The 18972-nt window shown below is 68.1% G+C and carries 13 protein-coding genes; 3 read left to right on the top strand and 10 right to left on the bottom strand.

What is annotated here, in order from left to right:
* Positions 1-26: 26 nt before the first annotated feature.
* The 3 genes from mqo to AC3IF1_RS11000 form a co-directional block, all read right to left on the bottom strand.
* A complete protein-coding gene (gene mqo / locus AC3IF1_RS11010) occupies positions 27-1754 on the bottom strand; it encodes a malate dehydrogenase (quinone) (protein ID WP_489217562.1) in 1728 nt (575 codons plus the stop codon).
* 648 nt (positions 1755-2402) lie between these two features.
* Positions 2403-3530: a DUF2778 domain-containing protein gene (locus tag AC3IF1_RS11005; RefSeq protein ID WP_489217561.1), complete on the bottom strand. Its 1128-nt coding sequence runs from the start codon at positions 3528-3530 to the stop codon at positions 2403-2405.
* A 317-nt stretch (positions 3531-3847) separates the two neighbouring features.
* Positions 3848-4633 (bottom strand): lytic murein transglycosylase, encoded by a 786-nt coding sequence (locus AC3IF1_RS11000; RefSeq protein WP_243972030.1) that lies wholly within the window; start codon positions 4631-4633, stop codon positions 3848-3850.
* An 823-nt stretch (positions 4634-5456) separates the two neighbouring features.
* On the opposite strand from AC3IF1_RS11000, the gene AC3IF1_RS10995 reads away from it, so the two are divergent.
* Positions 5457-6143 carry a class I SAM-dependent methyltransferase gene (locus AC3IF1_RS10995; protein WP_489217560.1) on the top strand — a complete coding sequence of 229 codons (687 nt, stop codon included), beginning with the start codon at positions 5457-5459 and terminating at the stop codon, positions 6141-6143.
* A gap of 49 nt (positions 6144-6192) precedes the next feature.
* The gene (locus AC3IF1_RS10990; protein WP_243972008.1) at positions 6193-6804 is read left to right on the top strand and encodes a hypothetical protein; all 612 of its coding nucleotides are present in this window, start codon (positions 6193-6195) and stop codon (positions 6802-6804) included.
* Between the two features lie 48 nt (positions 6805-6852).
* Here AC3IF1_RS10990 and AC3IF1_RS10985 read toward each other — a convergent pair whose 3' ends face one another.
* On the bottom strand, positions 6853-8544 hold the full coding sequence (locus tag AC3IF1_RS10985; RefSeq protein WP_489217559.1) for an aminotransferase class III-fold pyridoxal phosphate-dependent enzyme: 1692 nt from the start codon (positions 8542-8544) through the stop codon (positions 6853-6855).
* A gap of 32 nt (positions 8545-8576) precedes the next feature.
* On the opposite strand from AC3IF1_RS10985, the gene asd reads away from it, so the two are divergent.
* Positions 8577-9485, top strand: coding sequence for an archaetidylserine decarboxylase (asd, locus tag AC3IF1_RS10980; protein ID WP_489217558.1), 909 nt, complete (start codon positions 8577-8579; stop codon positions 9483-9485).
* Positions 9486-9606: 121 nt separating this feature from the next.
* On the opposite strand, the gene AC3IF1_RS10975 is transcribed toward asd, so the two are convergent.
* The 6 genes from AC3IF1_RS10975 to AC3IF1_RS10950 form a co-directional block, all read right to left on the bottom strand.
* The gene (locus AC3IF1_RS10975) at positions 9607-10047 is read right to left on the bottom strand and encodes a DUF421 domain-containing protein (protein ID WP_243972014.1); all 441 of its coding nucleotides are present in this window, start codon (positions 10045-10047) and stop codon (positions 9607-9609) included.
* 2 nt (positions 10048-10049) lie between these two features.
* Entirely contained in the window at positions 10050-10571 is a 522-nt protein-coding gene (locus tag AC3IF1_RS10970; RefSeq protein ID WP_489217557.1) for a hypothetical protein, read from the bottom strand.
* Between the two features lie 25 nt (positions 10572-10596).
* A complete protein-coding gene (locus tag AC3IF1_RS10965; protein ID WP_489217556.1) occupies positions 10597-11913 on the bottom strand; it encodes an adenylate/guanylate cyclase domain-containing protein in 1317 nt (438 codons plus the stop codon).
* Between the two features lie 1211 nt (positions 11914-13124).
* The gene (locus AC3IF1_RS10960; RefSeq protein WP_489217555.1) at positions 13125-15179 is read right to left on the bottom strand and encodes an ATP-binding protein; all 2055 of its coding nucleotides are present in this window, start codon (positions 15177-15179) and stop codon (positions 13125-13127) included.
* Entirely contained in the window at positions 15179-16693 is a 1515-nt protein-coding gene (locus AC3IF1_RS10955) for an ATPase domain-containing protein (RefSeq protein ID WP_489220373.1), read from the bottom strand. The genes AC3IF1_RS10960 and AC3IF1_RS10955 overlap by 1 nt, the downstream gene beginning before the upstream one ends.
* 1191 nt (positions 16694-17884) lie before the next feature.
* Positions 17885-18775 carry a cobalamin B12-binding domain-containing protein gene (locus tag AC3IF1_RS10950; protein WP_489217554.1) on the bottom strand — a complete coding sequence of 297 codons (891 nt, stop codon included), beginning with the start codon at positions 18773-18775 and terminating at the stop codon, positions 17885-17887.
* Positions 18776-18972: the final 197 nt, after the last annotated feature.

Genomic DNA, 18972 nt, shown 5'->3' with positions numbered 1-18972 from the left:
GATGCGCTGGCGCGGTCGCCGGTCGCTCAGGGCGCGAGGTCGTGAACGGGCTCTGCCACCGGCGTGGCGCTGCTGTTCAGGACGGTGCCGCTGACCGGGACCGGCTTCAGAACGGAGCGGTCGATCCGGGGCGGCGTCGGAAGCTGAAGCGCGGCGCTGGTGGCGGCCCATTCCTGCGCGACGCGCTCGGGATCCTCGTTGAGCTTCGTGCCGTAGCTCGGGACGATCTCGCGGATCTTGGCCTGCCATTCCGGTGTCGCGACGTTCTTGGGGAACACCTTCTCCAGCACCTGTAGCATGATCGGCGCCGCCGTGGACGCGCCGGGCGAGGCGCCGAGCAGCGCCGCGATGCTCCCGTCCCGGGCATTGACGATCTCCGTGCCGAGCTTCAGCACGCCGCCCTTGTCCGCGTCACGCTTGATGATCTGCACGCGCTGCCCGGCCTGCCAGAGGCGCCACTCGTCCTTCTTCGCCTTCGGGAAATATTCCCGCAGCGCGGCGATCCGGTCGTCGTCCGACAGCATCAGCTGCCCGGCGAGGTATTCCACCAGCGGGAACTCGTCGATGCCGACGCGGACCATCGGCCAGACGTTGCTGCTCGTGGTCGAGCTGAGGAGGTCGAGATACGATCCCTGCTTCAGGAACTTGGTCGAGAAGGTCGCGAACGGCCCGAACAGGATCACCCGCTTGCCGCCGATCACCCGCGTGTCGAGGTGCGGTACGGACATCGGCGGTGACCCCACCGACGCCTTGCCGTAGGCCTTGGCAAGGTGCAGCGTGGCGACGTCCGGGTTGTCGTTGATCAGGAACGAGCCGCCCACGGGGAAGCCGCCGTAATCGTCGCCCTCGGGGATACCGGACTTCTGCAGTAGGTGCAGCGCGCCGCCGCCAGCCCCGATGAAGACGAACTTGGCGTCGACGCTCTGCCGGGATCCGTCCTTGAGGTTCTTGGAGGTCACCCGCCAGGAGCCGTCCGGGTTCTTGGCGATGCCCTCAACCTCGGTCGAGAGGCGCAGCTTGAAGTGCGGCTGCTTCTGCAGATAGGCGACGTATTGCCGGGTGACCTCGCCCCATTCGCAATCGGTCCCGAGCGGCGACCACGTGGCGGCGATCTTCTGCTTCGGATCGCGCCCGTCCATCATCAGCGGCACCCATTTGCGCAGCTGTTCCGGATCCTCCGAATATTCCATGCCGGCGAAGAGGGGACTGGCCTTCAGCGCCTCCCAGCGCCGCTTCAGATAGGCGATGTTGTCGTCACCCCAGACGAAGCTCATGTGCGGCGTGTAGTTGAGGAAGGTCTGCGGATCCTTCATCACGCCGGTCCTGACCTGATGGGCCAGGAACTGCCGGGTGACCTGGAACGCCTCGTTGATCTCCACCGCCTTGGCGATCTCGACCTTGCCGTTCTTCTCCGGGGTGTAGTTCAGCTCCGCGAGGGCCGAGTGGCCCGTGCCGGCATTGTTCCAGCCGTTTGAGCTCTCCATCGCGACCTGATCCAGGCGCTCCATCATCTGGATCGACCAGTCGGGCTGGAGCGCGTCCAGCCAGACGCCCAAAGTGGCGCTCATGATGCCGCCGCCGATCAGCAGCACGTCGACCTTGCCGTCCGCAGAATCGGCCATCGCCAGGGAGGTCGGCAGCGCAGCCGCCGCGAGACCGACCGCGGCTGTGCCGAGGATCTGCCTCCGGCTTAGCGGCAGCGCGGCCTGGGGGTGCCGGTGGTGGAAGCGCGCGGTCTCATCGTCGGCAGGCATGGTCGGATCCCGTATGTGCGAATCGGACGTGCCCGGCGAGCACCTCCGAGGTCTAGGAGACGTTTCCTCGCGGCGAGCGGGATTACCCCCTCACCGGCTTCCAGGATCGTTTCCTCGGGACCTTCACGGGGCGGCCGGACCGGGCCCGAATCGCACGCGAGACACACAACGTTACGCGCTCAGGCTCCCGTGCCTGCAAGAGCAGGGCAAGCATTGAACGACGGTCGGCGCATGTTGGATGGAATAACTTTGTTATTGCCCGTCGCAGACCGAAGTACCGGCGCCGTGGAGGCTGCCGGATCCGGTCCGAACGGTCGCACCACAACTGGCGACCATTGCGGGAGTGCGGGCGCTGGCCGGAACGGCTCAGCTCCTCGACACCGATCTCATAGAGGATGATGTGCCGCAGGACAATCACCAGAAGCCCGGGAAGTGGGCAGTCGCGGCCGGTCCTGTGCAAAGCCGCAATCGGTGCGGGCGAGGCGCCCCGCTCGGCGATCGGATGATTGGTTCGGCGCTTGGGACCGGCCGACGCTTCAAAGCCGGAACGCGGGCTGGTTCCGCAATGCTTTTAAAGACAAGCGCGACGACGTCCGACCTTGCCAGCAGCGTGGCAAGCCCATCCGAACGGACGCGCGCGTCGCAGGCTCAGTTGCCAGCGCGAGCCAGACGGGTGCGGCCGCCATCCGCCATCGTCGGCAACGAGTCCTGCGTGCCGGAGACGACGACGAGGCGCTGGACCTCGCCGCGGAGGAAGGCCTGGAGGAACCGGTCGTAATCGCGGAACGACACGCAGCCGTTCGAATCGCCCCGCGGTCCCAGCATGAAGGTATGGGCTAGCAACCCGACTCGCCCGTAGACCGCATCGCTGCCCCCGATCGGCGTGAGCCGGATCGCGCGCACGCCGTGAAACAGTTGCTCGCGCTCGGTCAGATCGTAGGTCCCGGGCGGCGTCGGCCCCCGCATCCGCACGTTGACGAGCCGCGGGTCGTCCAGACCCTCGCCGAGGCCGGAATGCGCCTCCAGGCGCTCGCCGCTCGGCAGGGTCACGGTCCGGGTGGCGATGTTGTAGACGGCGACGCCCGTCGTCGCGCTCGGCTCGCGCGTCATCGCCAGCGGCGGCGAGATCCGCCGTTGCGGCGCGACGTCGGCAGGCTTGCTCTCCAGGGCCGCGTAGGCCAGGGCCGGCGCACGCTCGATCCCGAAGAACTTTTCGAGGAACGACCGGTCATCCGCCGGCGGTGCCGCCGGCTGGACCGGTGGGAGGTCGCGTCGCGCCACGCGTCTCTCGGCCCGGCGGGTGAGCGCCGAGGCGCCGAGGCCCCGCAATTCCGGCGGCCGCGGGATCGGCAGCGGAACCGTGACGGCTACGCGCGGCGGCTCGCCGGTTCCGACCGTGGGGGCCGTCTCCGGGTTCGGTGCGGAGTCGAGCGGCGCGATCCGGGTCCAGGCCCAGCGCGACGGGCCGCCACCGGGGATGTCGCCCCAGGATCCCCCCGGTGCGGGCTCACCCGCCAGCGCGTCGGCGGGCGCAGGCTCCGCGCCCGAGGCCTCGGCGTTCCGATCGACGGCTCGTCCCTCGATTGTCGGCGTCATCGCGGCGCTGCGCGCTGCGGAATACCCGGTCGGGGCGGATAATTGCGGATCGCGGGTCAGGACACCGCTGCCGAGGAGCGCCATGGCCGCGGCCCCGGTCAGCACTGCGAGCGGTGCCAGGCAGGAACGCCGCGCCCGCCCGATCTCGATGTGGTCCAGCGGCGTAGAATCGATCGCCATGCGGGTGCCCATGCTCCTCGTCGCGGAACGGGCGTTCGTCCGACGTCAGCCTCCGGTGATCCGGAAACCGCACGACGGACCGATCTGCCCCGCTCATCCTGAGACAGCGGGGCCCGGCGGGCTTTTCTGGGGCGGCTCCATGGTCAATCTTGGATCGATCGGGACCATTTTCGGGCGCGGGGAAGCCAATTCCTCAAGTCTTCGGCATTCGTCTGTTTGTCGAAGACTGTGGATCCGGCCCGCAACGCCTCCGCGCCCGCCGATGCTGTTGCGCGTCCGCAGCCGATTCGGACGCGTCGCCCGCGGCCGGGCGCGCCCTACTCGTTGTCGATCTGACGCCCGAGCTGAGCGATGGCCCGCTCGTAGACGGACGCGGCGTTCCAACCCTGGATCGCGGCGAAGTTCGGCTCGCCGGGCTGATAGCCCGCACCGGCGCGCCATCCATGCGCCTTGAGGAAGTTGGCGGTGGACGACAGGGCGGCGCCGACGTTGTTGAGATCGCCGGTGCCGTAGGTCAGCACGTTCTTCGGCAGGAACTGCGTGTGTCCGACTTCGCCATGCGCGGCGCCGCGGGTATTCGCGGTGAGCAGGCCGCGATCGACGAGGGTCAGTGCCGCGTAGAGCTGGTCCGTGAAATACTCGGACCGGCGGCAATCGTAGGCGAGCGTCGCCACCGCCGAGAGGGTGTTGACGTTGCCGCGCACGGCACCGAATCCGGTCTCCATGCCCCAGATCGCCAGGAGCGGGCCGGGCGGCACCCCGTAGCGCTGCTCGATGGATTCGAACAGGGCGGCGTTGGTACGCTTGAGCGCCCGTCCCCGCGAGACGATCGCCGGGCCGCCGCGCTTCGCCAGGAACTGGTCCAGCGACAGCTTGAAGCTGTGCTGGCCCCGGTCGGCCGAGATCGTGGCCGTGGAGTAGGTGGTGCCCTGCAGGGCCGCGAGGCTCGCCGCGCTGGCCCGGCCGCGCGCTTCCTCGGCGAATTGGTGCTTCCACGTCTCGAAGCCGGCAGCATTGTTCCCGCATTGCGCGGCTCCGGCCTGGCCGGCGCTCAAGGCAAGCCCGGCGAGTGCCACCACCGCGAGGGTCTGGGGCCGCATCATGTCGATCACGCGAAACACTCCTCCGGCGCGTCCGCGCGCCTCATCCGCTTGGCGATACCCCGCCACATCTCGTCGATATCAGGGCGAGAAGATGTCGAAGAGGCGAACCCGGGTTTCGCGTCTTCACATCATCGCGCGTTCGCCGACCGGCCGCGGACCGGCACAGGTCGGTCGCCCGCCACCGGGGCGACCGATCCCCGTCGATACCGCCGTGGCATCCGGGATCGGAGCTGGGAGAGCGGCCTGGCTTTGCACGCCCCACCGCACCCGGAGTATTTCGACGGCGGCCGGTCCCTAGTGACGGGAAGATCAATGCGACTTTGATGCGTCGGCTAATCAGTATCGCTGCGTCGAGACGGACGCGAGAGAATTGATTTGCCAACGAAATTATCGCGTCGGAACGCTTCTTTCTGCCGTCACAACGTTGTCAAATGATGGTCATAGCTTTGCCGGCGGAAAAAGATCTCCGGAGAAGCGGTGTGGGACTCATGACGTACAGGGCGGTTCGACGTCCTCCGCTGTTCCGCGTCGCTTGATCACGTTTGGCGTCCTGTGATGTCGGCGATCGCATTGGCAGCCGGCCGGCCCACCTCGGCCGCTGGCGCGCGTGATGAACGGACCTCCTTCGCCGTTCTCGCGCAGCCGATTCGGTCGAATCGCTCCGTGTCCGGCGCAGACGCAGCGTTTCCGTGGCTCTCCGGCCGATGGTCCCGTCACACACGCCGGTAGGTCCGAACCGGATCGAACGTCCGACGCCGGTGACCGCGCGGAGACGCTGTCTCTCATCAACCTTCGACCTGACACAGAGCGAGACCGAACACCCATGGCCCTTGGAATGCACGGCACCGGCTCATCGCGCGCAGGCGCGCTCGGCCCCGACCTCGACCGCGACGGCGTCGCCAAGGCCTACGGGCGCTGGGCGCCGGTCTACGATCTGGTGTTCGGGCCGGTCTTCGCCCAGGGACGCACCCTGGCGGCGGCGGCCGCGGAGCGGATCGGCGGTCGCATCCTCGAAGTCGGCGTCGGGACCGGCTTGTCCCTGCCGGCCTATCGCCGCGCCCGCAGCATCGTGGGCATCGATATCTCGGCGCCGATGCTGGAGAAGGCGCGTCAGCGCGTGGCGCGGCTCGGCCTGCGCAACGTCGAGCGCCTCGCGGTGATGGACGCGGAACATCTCGACTTCCCGGACGCCTCCTTCGACGTGATCGTCGCGCAATACGTCGTCACCGCGGTGCCGAATCCCGAGGCGGCGCTCGACGAGTTCGCCCGGGTCCTTCGCCCCGGCGGCGAGATCGTCATCACCACGCGGGTCGGCGCCGAGGACGGCCTGCGCCGCACCGTCGAGCACGCCCTGGCGCCGATCACGAGCCGGCTGGGCTGGCGGACCGAGTTCGCCTGGAACCGCTACACCGCCTGGGCGGCCGGAGCCCCGGTGGAGATCGTCGAGCGCCGGGCGCTGCCGCCCCTCGGACATTTCTCCCTCGTCCGCCTGCGCAAGCACGACGCCTGAACCCCCGCCCCGTCTCTCTCAAACCCGCAATTCGACGAGGAAGCACATCATGGCGAGCTTTCTGGAAGCTCTGCGCGTCCAGCGCTGGGACGATCACCGGTACTACCACCACAACCGCGTCAATCAGAGCCTGCACGTCGTCAGTGCGATCAGCTTCCTGGTGGCCTATGCCCTGGCCTTCAAGGACCCGGCGACGGCGGCGCTCATCGGCTGGCTGATCGCCATGACTTCGCGGCAGGCCGGTCACCTGTTCTTCGAGCCGAAGGGCTATGACCACGTCAACGACGCCAGCCACGAGCACAAGGAAGAGATCAAGGTCGGCTACAACCTTCAGCGGAAGATCGTGCTTCTGGCGATCTGGGCCCTGTCGCCCCTGCCGCTCTACTTCGATCCGAGCCTGTTCGGGCTGATCTCACCGCACCAGACGACGGCGGACCTGATCCGCAACATCGGCTGGATCTGGCTGTGGCTGGCGGTGGCGGGCCTGCTGTTCCGCATGGTGCAGCTGTTCGTCCAGCGCGATGTCCAGACCGGCTTCGTCTGGGCCGCCAAGATCCTCACGGACCCGTTCCACGACATCAAGCTCTACCACAAGGCGCCGCTCGCCCTGCTGCACGGCGAGTTGGTCGAGGAGCATGAGCCGCACGAGCACGGCGCCTGAGATCGACGCGGGCGCCGGGCCGCGACGTGCCCGGCGCCTGCCGCCGGATCAGGCCCGGTCCGGCGCGTGCATGCCGAGCCGGGCGCCGAAGGCGCCGAGGCGAACCGCCGCCACTTCCCGGAGGATCGCGCGGCGGATCGCCTTGTTGCTCGGCGCCGCCGCATCCCACCAGCCATCGGCCCGCATGGCCTCGGCCGCCGCGATGAACCGCGTGGCCACCGCCTCGAAGGCCGCGTCGTCGTAGGCGAGGCTGAAGATCAGGCGGCCGGTCCCGACCCAGGACAGGGCCAGCCCCTCAGCGCGCAGGTAGAATTGCAGCATCCAATTGTAGCGCGACGGCTTGGTGTACAGGACCGTCCAGACGGTGGACATGTTGGCCACCCGGACGGGCAGGCCGGCCTGCGCGAGCAGGGCGTTGAGCCGCGCCGCGCGCCCGTCCCAGGTGGCGTCCAGGCTCGCGTAGAGGGCAGCGACCTCCGGCGTGTCCAGCCGGTCGAGGAACGCGCTCATGGCGCCCATCACGTAGGGATGGGCGTTGAAGGTCCCCCGGGCGAAGCAGATATCGACGGGCCGGTCGTCCCGATAGCGTCGCATCAGGTCGGCGCGTCCGCACAGGACGCCCACCGGCAGGCCGCCGCCCAGCGTCTTGCCGTAGGTGACCATATCGGCCCGCAAGCCAAAATACGCTTGCGCGCCGCCGCGGGCGAGGCGGAAGCCGAGGAAGACCTCGTCGAGGATCAGCACGATGCCCCGGGCGCTGCACACCGCCCGCAGCGCGTGCAGCCATCTCGTGTAGGCCGCACGGTCGAAGGCGGCCTTGCGGCCGCTATCGACCAGGGCCGAATCGGCCGGCGCCCCGGCATTGGGGTGCATGGCCTGGAGCGGGTTGACGAGGACGCAGGCCACGTCCTTCCGCCGCGACAGGACTCGCAGCGTCCGCTCGGACATGTCGGCCAGGGTGAGCGTGTCGCGGGTCGGCACCGGGTTGCCGATGCCGGGCTGCACCTCGCCCCACCAGCCGTGATAGGCGCCGCACAGGCGCACGATCCGGCGGCGTCCGGTGTGGTAGCGGGCCAGGCGCACCGCCTGCATCACCGCCTCGGTGCCGGACATGTGGAACGAGACCTCGTCGAGGCCGGAGAGCGCCTTCAGCCGCGCCACGTTGCCGGCGACCACCGGGTGCAGGGGGCCGAGCACCGGGCCGAGGGCGGAGACCCGCGCGCTCCCCTCCTCCAGGCAGGCCCGGTAGAAATCCACGCCGAACAGGTTCACCCCGTAGGACCCGGCGAGATCGTAGGCGACGTTGCCGTCGAGGTCCGTGACGGTGACGCCCTCCGCTGCGGTCGCCAGGGCGCCCGTCCCGAGATGCGCGCGGACGTGCCGGGCGTACTGGAACGGCACCCGGTAGAGCCCGGTGAATTGCAGGTCCGACAGGCCGTCGCGCATCGCCTCGGTCTCGGCGCGGGTGCGCGCGTACCGGGCCTGGAACAGCGCGGAGAGCCGCGCGAAGGCCGCCTCGCGCCGCAGCGCCACCGCCTCGTCCGGATCGTCGGAGCGGAAGAAGGCGCGCTCGGAATAGGCATAGCTCGGGATCAGCCCGGCGACTCGCCGCGCCATCCGGGCATGGCCGGTGAGCGAGCGGTGCTTCGCCCGGGACAGTTCCAGGCGCTGCGCGGCGCGCGGCAGAGCGAAGACCGCGGCGGCGGCGGTGGCGGACAGGGCGACGAGGAGTGCGGACATCGTCCCACGTCCTATCGGAGGCACTTCACGGCATGATGACGATTCCCGGAACGCCCCTGCGACGGGCCCTGGCGCGGGTCGGTGCTCAGGAAGACCTCAACTTCCTGCTGACCAACCGCCTGCCGCGCCGGCTCGCGACCCGGTTCATGGGCTGGTTCAGCCGGATCGAGCAGCCGCAGATCCGCGACCTGTCGATCGCGACCTGGCGCCTGTTCTGCGATGTCGACCTCAGCGACGCGCGCGAGACGCGCTTTTCGAGCCTCCATGCGGCCTTCGTGCGGGCGCTCCAGCCCGGCGCCCGGCCGGTCGAGGCCGATCCCGCGATCCTGACGAGCCCGAGCGATGCGATCCTCGGGGCGCATGGCCGGATCGAGGCAGGGCGTCTGTTCCAGATCAAGGGCCTGTCCTACCGGCTCGCCGATCTGTTGGGGGGCGACGCGGCTCTCGCGCACGCGCATGAGGGCGGCGCCTACGCCACCCTGCGGCTGACGGCGGGGATGTATCACCGCTTCCACGCGCCGCACGACCTGCGGGTCGAGTCGGTGCGGCACATCTGGGGCGATACCTGGAACGTCAATCCGATCGCCCTGAAGCGCGTCGAGGCCCTGTTCTGCCGCAACGAGCGCGCCGTGCTGCGCCTGCGGCTGGCGGAGGGCGGCCACGCGGTCACGCTGGTGCCGGTGGCGGCGATCCTGGTGGCGGGTCTGCGCCTCGGCTTCCTTCCGGAGGGCGCAGCCCTGCGCGGGACGGGGGGGCGGACGCTGCCGTGTTCCGCCACGCTCGCCAAGGGTGACGAGATGGGCTGGTTCGAGCACGGCTCGACCATCGTGGTCCTGGCGCCGCCGGGCTTCGGGCTCTGCCCGACGCTGCGCGAGGGCGACCGCCTGCGCATGGGCGAGCCGCTGATGCGGCTTCCCGCACCGTTGGTTGTCGTGGGGTAACGAAGCGCGGGTTCGGGCGGATCCCCACCTTCGGCGTCACGGCGAGGCTGTCAAACACCGCCCGTACGCGCGCGTAGCCCGGGATCGGCCGATCGCGACGCCGATCCAGTCGGACGAGGTGTCACTCTTTCTCGATGACGGACACCTTGCCGTCCCGCTCGACAATGGCGACGGCGACTTTGTCGAGGTCGTCGAGGCCCTGCTGACGCGCGGCCGTGCGTACGTCGGCCTGCTGCATGCGCAGGCGCCGCATGTTGATCTCGTCCCAGTCGCCGTCGCGGTAGACCACGATGGGGGTGCCATCGACGATACGTTCGAACCAGACGACGCGCAGCTTCAGCCACGACACCGAGACGTGCATGAGCCCAACGGTGAACAAGGCGCTCATCGCCCCGGTGAACGAGTGGTCGTCGCCCAGGATCGCGCTGACGCTCAGGCCGCCGAACAGGAAGAGCACCACCATGTCGATGGGCGCCTGCTGGCTGGCCGTGCGCCGGCCGATCAGGCGGATGACGAATAGGACGACGAGATAGGCCGACGCGGCCTTGAGGACGGTGTTCATGCTCAAGGCACCGCGTATTGCGACCAGGACAGGGTCTCGCCGGCGTCGAGGCGGGCGGTGAGGTTCACCCCGCCGCGGAACGCCGGAGACCCCGTGAAGCGGATCAGGGCATGGCTCTCGCCGGCCTGGACCGGGAAGACGAGGCGGATGTTGCCGCCGGCGATCTCCCAGGTGGCCGGCCGCGGCGTGATGCTCTCAAGGCCGAACTGGTCGACGAGGTCCTTGGCGATGGTCACCGCCACCTTGTCGCCGCCCGGCGGAACCTTGGTGTCGAAGCGGATGATCGTCGGGGCACCGAAGCGCACCACCGGCTCGTAGCGGATGCCGATCGACCCATCGGCATTGGTCAGGCCGTGCTCGCTGAACGGCCCATGTCCGAGCAGACCGCAGGCGCAGACCAGCACGAAGCCGAGCATGACGAGACGCCCCGCGACCTCGGCCTTCCGCCATCGGTCCTCGAAGACCGGGTAGAACCCGTTCGCGATCTCCTCCGGCATCGGCGGGTCGTCGTGGATGACGTCCAAGGCGGTGGTGCTCCCTTCTCGTCGCTCAAGCTCCGGCCCCGGCGAGGCGCGGCATCGGAAAGCCAAGGTCGGGTGCCGCGTCCGGTTCCGCCGGGGTGAAATACGCCATGGCTTCCGCCCGGCCGCGCAGGGGGGCGCGGCTGACCTCGCGCCAGTGACCCGCATCGCTTCCGGCCGCATGGCGGGCGGCGTCCGACACCAGGATCGGCACGCCATGCGCCTTCGTCGCCTGTTCCAGGCGGGCCGCGACGTTCACCGTGTCGCCCAGCACGGTGAACTCCAGCCGCATGTCCTCGCCGATGATGCCGCAGAACAGGTCGCCGTAGTGGATGCCGACCCCGATGCGGATTGCGGGATGCCCTTCCTCCTTGACGTTCCAGCGGGCGATGACCTCGACGAGATCCTTGGCGAAGGCGAGCGCCCGGGCGGCATCGTCCGGCCGCGGCTCGGGTAGGCCGAATACGACGAGGGCGCCGTCGCCCAGGAACTTGTCGACCACGCCGCCCCTCAGGCGAGCGATGCGCATCACCCGGCGCCGAAACGCGGTGAGGAAGAGCGACAAGTCGTGCGGATCGAGGTTCTCGGCCAGCGTCGTCGACCCCCGCATGTCGACGAACGCCACGGCCGCGTGCTGCCGTCGGCCGGCCCGGAGGGTGTCGTCCTCGTTGGCGAGCCGGTCGGACAATTCCTCCGGCAGGAAGCGGGCGAGGCTGGCCCGCCGCCCGGCCTCCCGGACGGCCGTGGTCGCGAGGACGGCGAGGAGGGTCACGACGCCGGCGACCGCCGCCCAGACGGCCAGGGCGATCCGCGAGACCGCCGCCTGCCGCTCGTCGAGCAGGCTCGCCTCATGCTCCTCCATCTCGCGGATCAGGCCGCGGATGGCATCCATGGTCGGCTTGCCCCGGCCCTCGGTGATGAGCCGCGCGCTGCCGGCCACGTCACCTGCGCGGCGCAGGACAATACTCCTGTCGAGTTCGTCGTCGAACCGCATCGCGAGCGCCCGCAGGCGCGACAGCTGGGCGAGCTGCTCCGGGTTGTCGACCACCAGCTCACGCAGCCGATCGAAGTGGCGGTCGAAGGCGTCCCGGCTGGCGAGGTACGGCGCCAGGAAGTCTTCCTGACCGCTGATGACGAAGCCGCGTTGACCGGTCTCGGCGTCCTGCAATGCGGACAGGACCCGGGAGAGGCGGGCATCGACCTCCACCGTGTGGCGCACCGCGTCGCTGCCGTGCTGACGGTAGAGGAAACCGGCGATCGCGAGCGCGGTCATCACGATGAGGGCGGCGAAGCCGGCGCTCATCCACGTGACGGTCCTGGACCGCACGATGGTGAAACGAAGCATGGTCTCCCAGAAACCTCTCATACCCGTCGGCCGCCTGTATCCGTCCGCCGCCTCAACGAAGTGGCCTGCCCGAAGCTCCACGATGGGGCATCACGTTGAGCGCCTGCGCTCGCCCTTCGGTCCGAAGTCCTCGCGGAAAAGTACCACCTCCCCTCGACAACGAGGCGATGGCCGAAGGGGGGCAGACGGTGACCGAGAGGTCCGACGTCTCCGTCATGTCAGGTGGTTCTCCTCAGGAATAGGAAGCGGGGCCGCAATTTGCTGCGCGGTCCCGGCAGATCCGGCATCTGCGGGCGTCGGACGGCCTCTGAATCGACAGCTTGTCGAGGCGTTGCAGGCAGATGTCAGCGCAGGCCTTCCAAGGGCGCGCGCAGCGCGCGAACCGACAGCATTGTTTTTTTTGGAAAGCCGAAGGCCCCTTCTCGGGATGAAGCCCTAGGCCCCGTCGGATAATCCGCCCTGAACCGCGCCGTTCAGCCCCGGATAGGAAAAATGCCGGGCCCAGGCAGCCGTTTATCCTTGCGCGGTGGTGCCTCAGATCGGTGAAGGGCTGTGTTGGTAGGGGCTCGGCCACCTTCGGCAGGCCGTCGCCGAAGCGGATGGACCGTCTCCGGCCAGGTTCGGTCGGCGGCTCCGCGCCGATTGCCGCCGCACTGCCGCACCCGGCCGCATCTCGGAGGCGAACGCCGGACCCGCCGGTTCGGTTCTGGCGCCGGCGAGCCCGATGCCGCCGTCACGCCTGGTCAACGTGGCCTCGCAATCGCCCCGGCCGCCGCCCGGCGAAGCGCGATTCTGGCCCCACGCCCCTTCGACGCCCCGGTGACGATCGCCGCCCTTCCTTCAAGCTTGCTCATTTCGTCCACCGACGTCACGTCGCGAGACCTGACGTGCTTCAGCCGTCCCACCTCGACAGCGCGGTCCCGTTGCGCATTCGGGGCGGACATCACCGTGAAGCTCGCGCAGCTGTTCTCAGGAGCGGCCCATCCTTCGAGGACGCCCCCTCCCGCCGTGACCATCGCCACTAGCTCGCCGGGTTGGAGCACGCGTCCGCCCGATATGATTTACGGTATCCGCTGGTCCGTCCGCGGTACGTGCATCGCGTACGAGAGCGCGCGGTCAAAGCGGCTCTCGGACACCGGTCCAACATCGACCTTCGCCACCACCGCCTCGAACTGTCCGTTTCGGGTTCGGCAAGACAGTGGGGCAGGCAATCAGGCCGCTTTGCCCCCGAGCACGAGACGGAGCGACCGGGCGAGTTCATCGCGCCGATAGGGCTTGCTGAGGACGGGAAGCTCTCCGCGTCCGATGACTTGGCCCTCGTCGAGGTCGGCGACATAGCCGGAGGTCAGGAGCACTTTCAGGCCGGGGCGGAGTTGCTGCGCCTCGACAGCGAGTTGCGAGCCGTTCATGCCGCCCGGCATCATCACGTCCGAGAACAGGATGTCGATGCGTTCGACGCCCTTCAGATGGGCGAGGGCTTCGGCGGCGTTCCGGGCGACGATGACCCTGTAGTGAAGCTCCTCTAGGCTTTCCACCGCCATGCTCAGCACTTGCTCGTCGTCCTCGACGAGGAGTACGGTGTCGCCCTCGGCGGCGCGACGCAGGGGGAGCGATCCCTCCCGGCCCGTGCCCGTCTCTTCCCCCGCCGGGTCGGCCGAACGCGGGACGAGGATGCGGAACGTCGTGCCTTCCCCCACCTTGGAGTCGATGCCGACAAACCCGCCGGCGCTCCGGGTGAAGCCGTAGACCTGGGACAGGCCGAGGCCGGTGCCCTTGCCGACCTCCTTCGTCGTGAAGAAAGGCTCGAACACCCGTGCCAGGTTCTCCGGCGCGATCCCGCTCCCGAGGTCGGTGATCGACACCTCGACGAACGCGCCCGGTGAGATGCCGCGGTCGGCCACCGCGGCCGTGTCGAGATGAACGTTTCGGCTGCGTATGACGATGCGGTTGCCATGGCCGTCCCCGTCCATCGCATCGCGGGCGTTGACCACGAGGTTCAGCACGGCGGCCTCGAACTGCGCCGGATCGATCCGGATGGGGTCGAGCGCGGGATCGAGGTCGAAGACGAGTTCGATGGCACCGCCCGCGGCCCGCTCAGCCAGAGACCGGAAATCCAGGAGGAGGCGGTTCGGATTGAGCGTCTGCGGTCGCAGCATCTGTCGCCGCGAGAAGGCCAGGAGTTGCTGGGTGAGCTGCTCGCCCCGGCGCGCCGCTCCCATCGCCGCCTCCGCCAGGCGCAGGACGCGCTCGGTGTTCTCGGGCCTGCGGATGACCATGTCGAGACCGCCGACGATGACCGTCAGGAGGTTGTTGAAATCGTGCGCGACGCCGCCGGTCAACTGGCCGATGGCCTCCATTTTCTGGGCTTGGCGCAACGCCTCTTCGGTATTCCGCTGATCGGTCGTGTCGAGGACGACGCCGGCCATGCGGACGGGCTTGCCGTCGGGGCGATACTCGGCTCGGCCCTTGGCCGCGATCCAGCGGACCGCGCCATCCGGACGCAGGATCCGGCATTCGAGATCCAGGGTGCCGATGTCCATCGCCGCGGCGAAGGTCGCCTCGACTGCTGACCGATCCTCGGGCACCACGCGGGACAGGAAGTCGGCCTGGCCCCAGGATGGAAGGGGTCGGTCGTATCCGAAGATGGCGTCGTGACGGCGGGACCGCCGTGCGGTGTCCTGGACCAGGTCGAGGTCCCAGGATCCCATCCCGGCGGAGTCGAGGGCGAACGCCAGGGTCTCGCGCGCGGCCTCGACCTCACGGGTGCGTTCCGCGACGCGGCGCTCCAGTGTCTCGTTGGCGATCCGCAACCGCTCCTGAGCTTCCTCGCGTTCCAGGATGTGCTCGCGGGCCTGGTACTGGCGCCGACGGACGCGGAGCGCCGATCCGACCGCGCTGACCAGGGTCTCGGCGTTGATCGGCCGTTCCAGCAGAACGACGTTGCCGAGCCGCTCGATCATGGCCGCGGCCCTGCCGGTTCTCCGTCCGGCCTGGCGGGTGGCCAGCACTATGAAGGGGAAATCCGACCAGGGGGGCTGGGCATCGACCCAGGCAGCGAGATCGGCGGCGCCGACGTCGAGGAGCGCTTCCTCGGTGACGATGGACGTGCCGGCGGCCGCCTTCAGGCTGTCCAGCCACGCCGTGACATCGGTGCAGATCGCGGAGGCGGTGCCGGCCTTGTCCAGCAGCGAGGCCATCACGGACGCGTCGCGGCCGCGCGGGGCCAGGATCAGGACGCAATCCTCGTCATTTTCCGGCCTCGCCATCACGCGGTCCCCGCGCCGGCCGGGCCATTTTCAAGCATCGCCACCGCGCCCCCGTAAGTCGGCAGGCCGGACAGGACGCCCTGAAAATCCGTCAGGGCTTCGCCGACCTGAACCCCGATCGGCGAGAGCTTCAGTTCCCGGATGGTTCGCTCATGGGCGTTGATCCGGCTCTTGACCATGGACAGTGCCGTCCTGACTTCGCCCTTCGCCTCGAAATATCGGAACAGGAGGATGGCATCGCTCAGGTAACTCAGGTCGACATCGGACCGCACGTCGCCGATGACACCGTGCTGACCCAGGATCAGGAGCGTCAGGATACCCCGCTGGTTCAGGTAGTTCAGGAGTTCGTGCATCTGCAGCACGAGGTATTCCTCGCCCGGCATCGCATGGATGTATGCGTTCAGGCTGTCGAGGACGACGAAGCCCGAGCCGCGTCCCTCGACCGCCTCGCGCACCCGGCAGGCGAATTCCCCCGGCGACAGGGCCGCCGGATCGATCTGGACGATGGTGAGGCGTCCGCTGTCCAGATGGGGCTGCAGGTCCATGCCGAGTCGGGATGCGCGGATCAGCATCGTCGCCTGACCCTCGTCGAATAGGAAGTACGTAGCGCGGCCGCCGCGCTCGAGGTCCGCCAGCATGCACCGGACGGCCGTGGTGGTCTTCCCAACGCCGGAAGGGCCGAGAAGCAGCGTATTGGTGCCGGGCACCAATCCACCGCCGATCAGAAGATCGAGTTCCTGCGACCCTGTGGAGGCGGACTGCGTATCGAAGGCGGCATGGTGTTCGGCCGCCACGAGGCTGGGGAAGACTTTGATACCCCCGGTGTCCAGGACGAAGTCGTGATAACCGCCGCGGAATTTCACGCCGCGCATCTTCAGGATGTTGAGGCGCCGACGCTCGGCACCGAATTCCCGCTGCGACTGCTCCAGCAGGATCACGCCGTGGGCGATGCTGTGCAGCTGCACGTCCGAGGTGCCGTCATCGAGCAGGAAGACCGTGCAGTTGCGCGCGGCGAACATCTGTTTCAGAGCCAAAATCTGACGGCGATACCGCAGCGGGTTCTGCGCGAGCAGACGAAGCTCTGACAGGCTGTCGAACACGACGCGATCCGGCTTGAGATCGTCGACCCGGTCGATGACTTCCCGCACTGTCTCGCCGAGTTCGACCTCGGAGGGGTGCAGGACCGATTGTTCGCTGTCCGGGTCGAGGCCGAGTTCGTTGACGAGTTCGTAGACCTCGATGCCGTCGAGGGACCAACCATGCGAAGCGGCCGCTGAATCGAGCTCGTCGGCATTTTCGGACAGCGTGATATAGAGGCCCTTCTCCCCGCGCCGCACGCCGTCGCGCAGGAACTGGAGAGCCAGCGTCGTCTTGCCGGTGCCGGGGGTGCCTTCGAGGAGGTAGAGGCGTCCGCGGGTGAGCCCCCCGGAGAGGACGTCGTCCAATCCTTCCAAGCCGGTCGACAGGATCGTCCGAACGAACGGGGCGGCGGGCGTCGGTCGATCAGTAGCCATAGCACCACGATGGGAAAACGGCCTCCGGCCGCCAAGTTGTCGGCTTCGCGACACCAGTGAAGCATGATCCGACCGATAACGCGGCACGCTCGGTTTGGTCCCATCGCCTGTCGATCAGGGTGCATCGCCCAGGATGGTCGTCACCCGGCTCCGCGACTTCGTATCACGAGGGTGCGCGGGGTTCCGGGATCGGTCCAGTCATTCCGTTATCCGGAGCGCTTCGCGGTCAGCGTAAGTCGATGATATATTTATGGTCTATATTACAATTCCGGTATTTTTTTAGTGTAATCAAAACGATTACAATAATCTCAGGCGGATTTGTATCTCGGATAAGATGGATTCGCATATTTTGCGATGATTGCTGGAAATCTGAGGGGCAACAAGGAGCAAATGCTGGCCAGCCTGCATCGTCCTGAGCCGATCCGCGATCGGCATCCCTTTTTCGGTGCAAGAATGTACGACCCCATCCACGAACGCTCGCGCAAGGAGTCTTCCGGATTCCGAGGCTGAAGGCGCGTCCATGATTTGAGGCCGCAAGAGATTCTCTGACATCATCCCGGATATCGGAACCGGCTTGATGCCGCAGGTCTTTGATTCGACATCATCTATTTCCGACCGTCCGCGGCCACCTTGCGGGTTAATGCTCCCGGGAACAGATCTTGGGCTTTGTCGACGAATCCGCACGCCGTCACAAGATCGCGAAGGGATTCCTGCACCGCCGAAGCGCTAGGCCGTCCCCTGGCCGGTAGCCAACATCGCCGCCGACGCCATAAAAATGTAAGTCTAGCTTTACGTCAAGCAAGCTTTACACGCACCGCACAGTCTGCCTATCGTGCGGCTCCGGGCGAGGACACGCCCGACGGCAGCGCGGGAGAGGGCGTGATGGTCGATCGGTGTCTCTATCTGGCGGCCGCTGCGGGATTGATCCTCTTCGCGGCGCCGGCTGGCGCTTTCATCGACCACCGGATCCGGTTCGGTCGCTGGCCCTATTGAGCCCGCACGGCGCTCAAGCGTGGTCCGGATCCGCGATCCCGCAGGGATCGATCGGATTCGGTTTGGTTCTCCAAGATTCGATCGAACATGCACGGCCTCCGGGCCGCACACGGAGGCTGAAGCCTTGACCCTGAGGCAGACGACGGCAGGGCGAGCACCCGTCGGCGTCGAACGCGGATCTCGACGCAGCCGCCGAGGCTACGCGCGCAAAGCGACGTCGACGCCGAATTCGAGCAGGCGCTGGGCGAGGAGGACGGCCGTCGCCGCGTCGACCGCAGAGGCATCCGCTCCAACCCGGGCGACGAGTTCTGGATGCTCGAGGAACACCGGACCGCCGACCATGACCCCGATGGTTCTGTTGCAAGAGGCTTCGCGCACGGAGCGGATTGCCTCCGCGAGCTGGTCGAGCCGCGTCGCGTTGCTCAGCGTCAGGCCCACGACGGCGAACCATTCGGACGCCACCAGAGCGGCGATCTCCTCCGGGCTGGAGGAGAGGCCGCTCGACACGATCCAGCCCGCTCTGCGCAGGAACTGCTCGACGATCCGCACGCCGAATGTGTGCTGCTCGCCGGGAGCGCCCATCAGCAGAAGGCGCCGTTTCCCATCGAGCGGGATTGCCTCGCCGTCGATCCGGAATCGGGTCACGAGATGCTGAAGGCGGGCGACGCCCGTCGTCACCTCGATGAAATCGCACAGATCGTCGTCCCACATCCGGCCCAGCAGCGCCGCCGCAGGTGCCAGGAGATCGAGGAACAGGCGATCCAACGGATGGCCTTCCGCCAGCAGGGCCGCGAAAGCCTCGATGACCGGCGCATCTTCCCGTGCGAGCGCCAGGTCGGTGAAGGCGGCGATCTGCTCAACGTCAGGCTTGAAGACCGGCTTCGACTCAGCCGTCACGAAACCGCGATGCAGCAGCATCAATTGCGGGAGGATCTCGGCCTGGACGACCTGCCCCAGGGCCAAGCACCGCGCTCTGGCGGCGTCGGCGGCGCGTTTGCGCGCATAGACTTGACGGGCTTCCGCCTCCCGCTCGGTTTCCGGGGGAGAGCTCTCGCCCCAGTGACCTTCGGACGAAGCAAGGTTCTGCATCGTCCCCCTCCCGGTGCCAATGCGTCGGTGGCCTTGGTGGCCAATCGATCGCGGGGTTGCATCAGAACCGGCATGCGGCGGAATGTAAAGGCCGACCGAATAGGGTCGGATTGGGCCTGCGAAACGCGCGCGCCGCGCGGATGCACGGGGTGTCAGCCGACCGGTTCACCCGCAGGCGGCCGCGGATTCCGGTCGCC

This window comes from Methylobacterium sp. E-012, from assembly GCF_057836545.1.
This window is presented reverse-complemented; position numbering and strand designations above follow the sequence as displayed.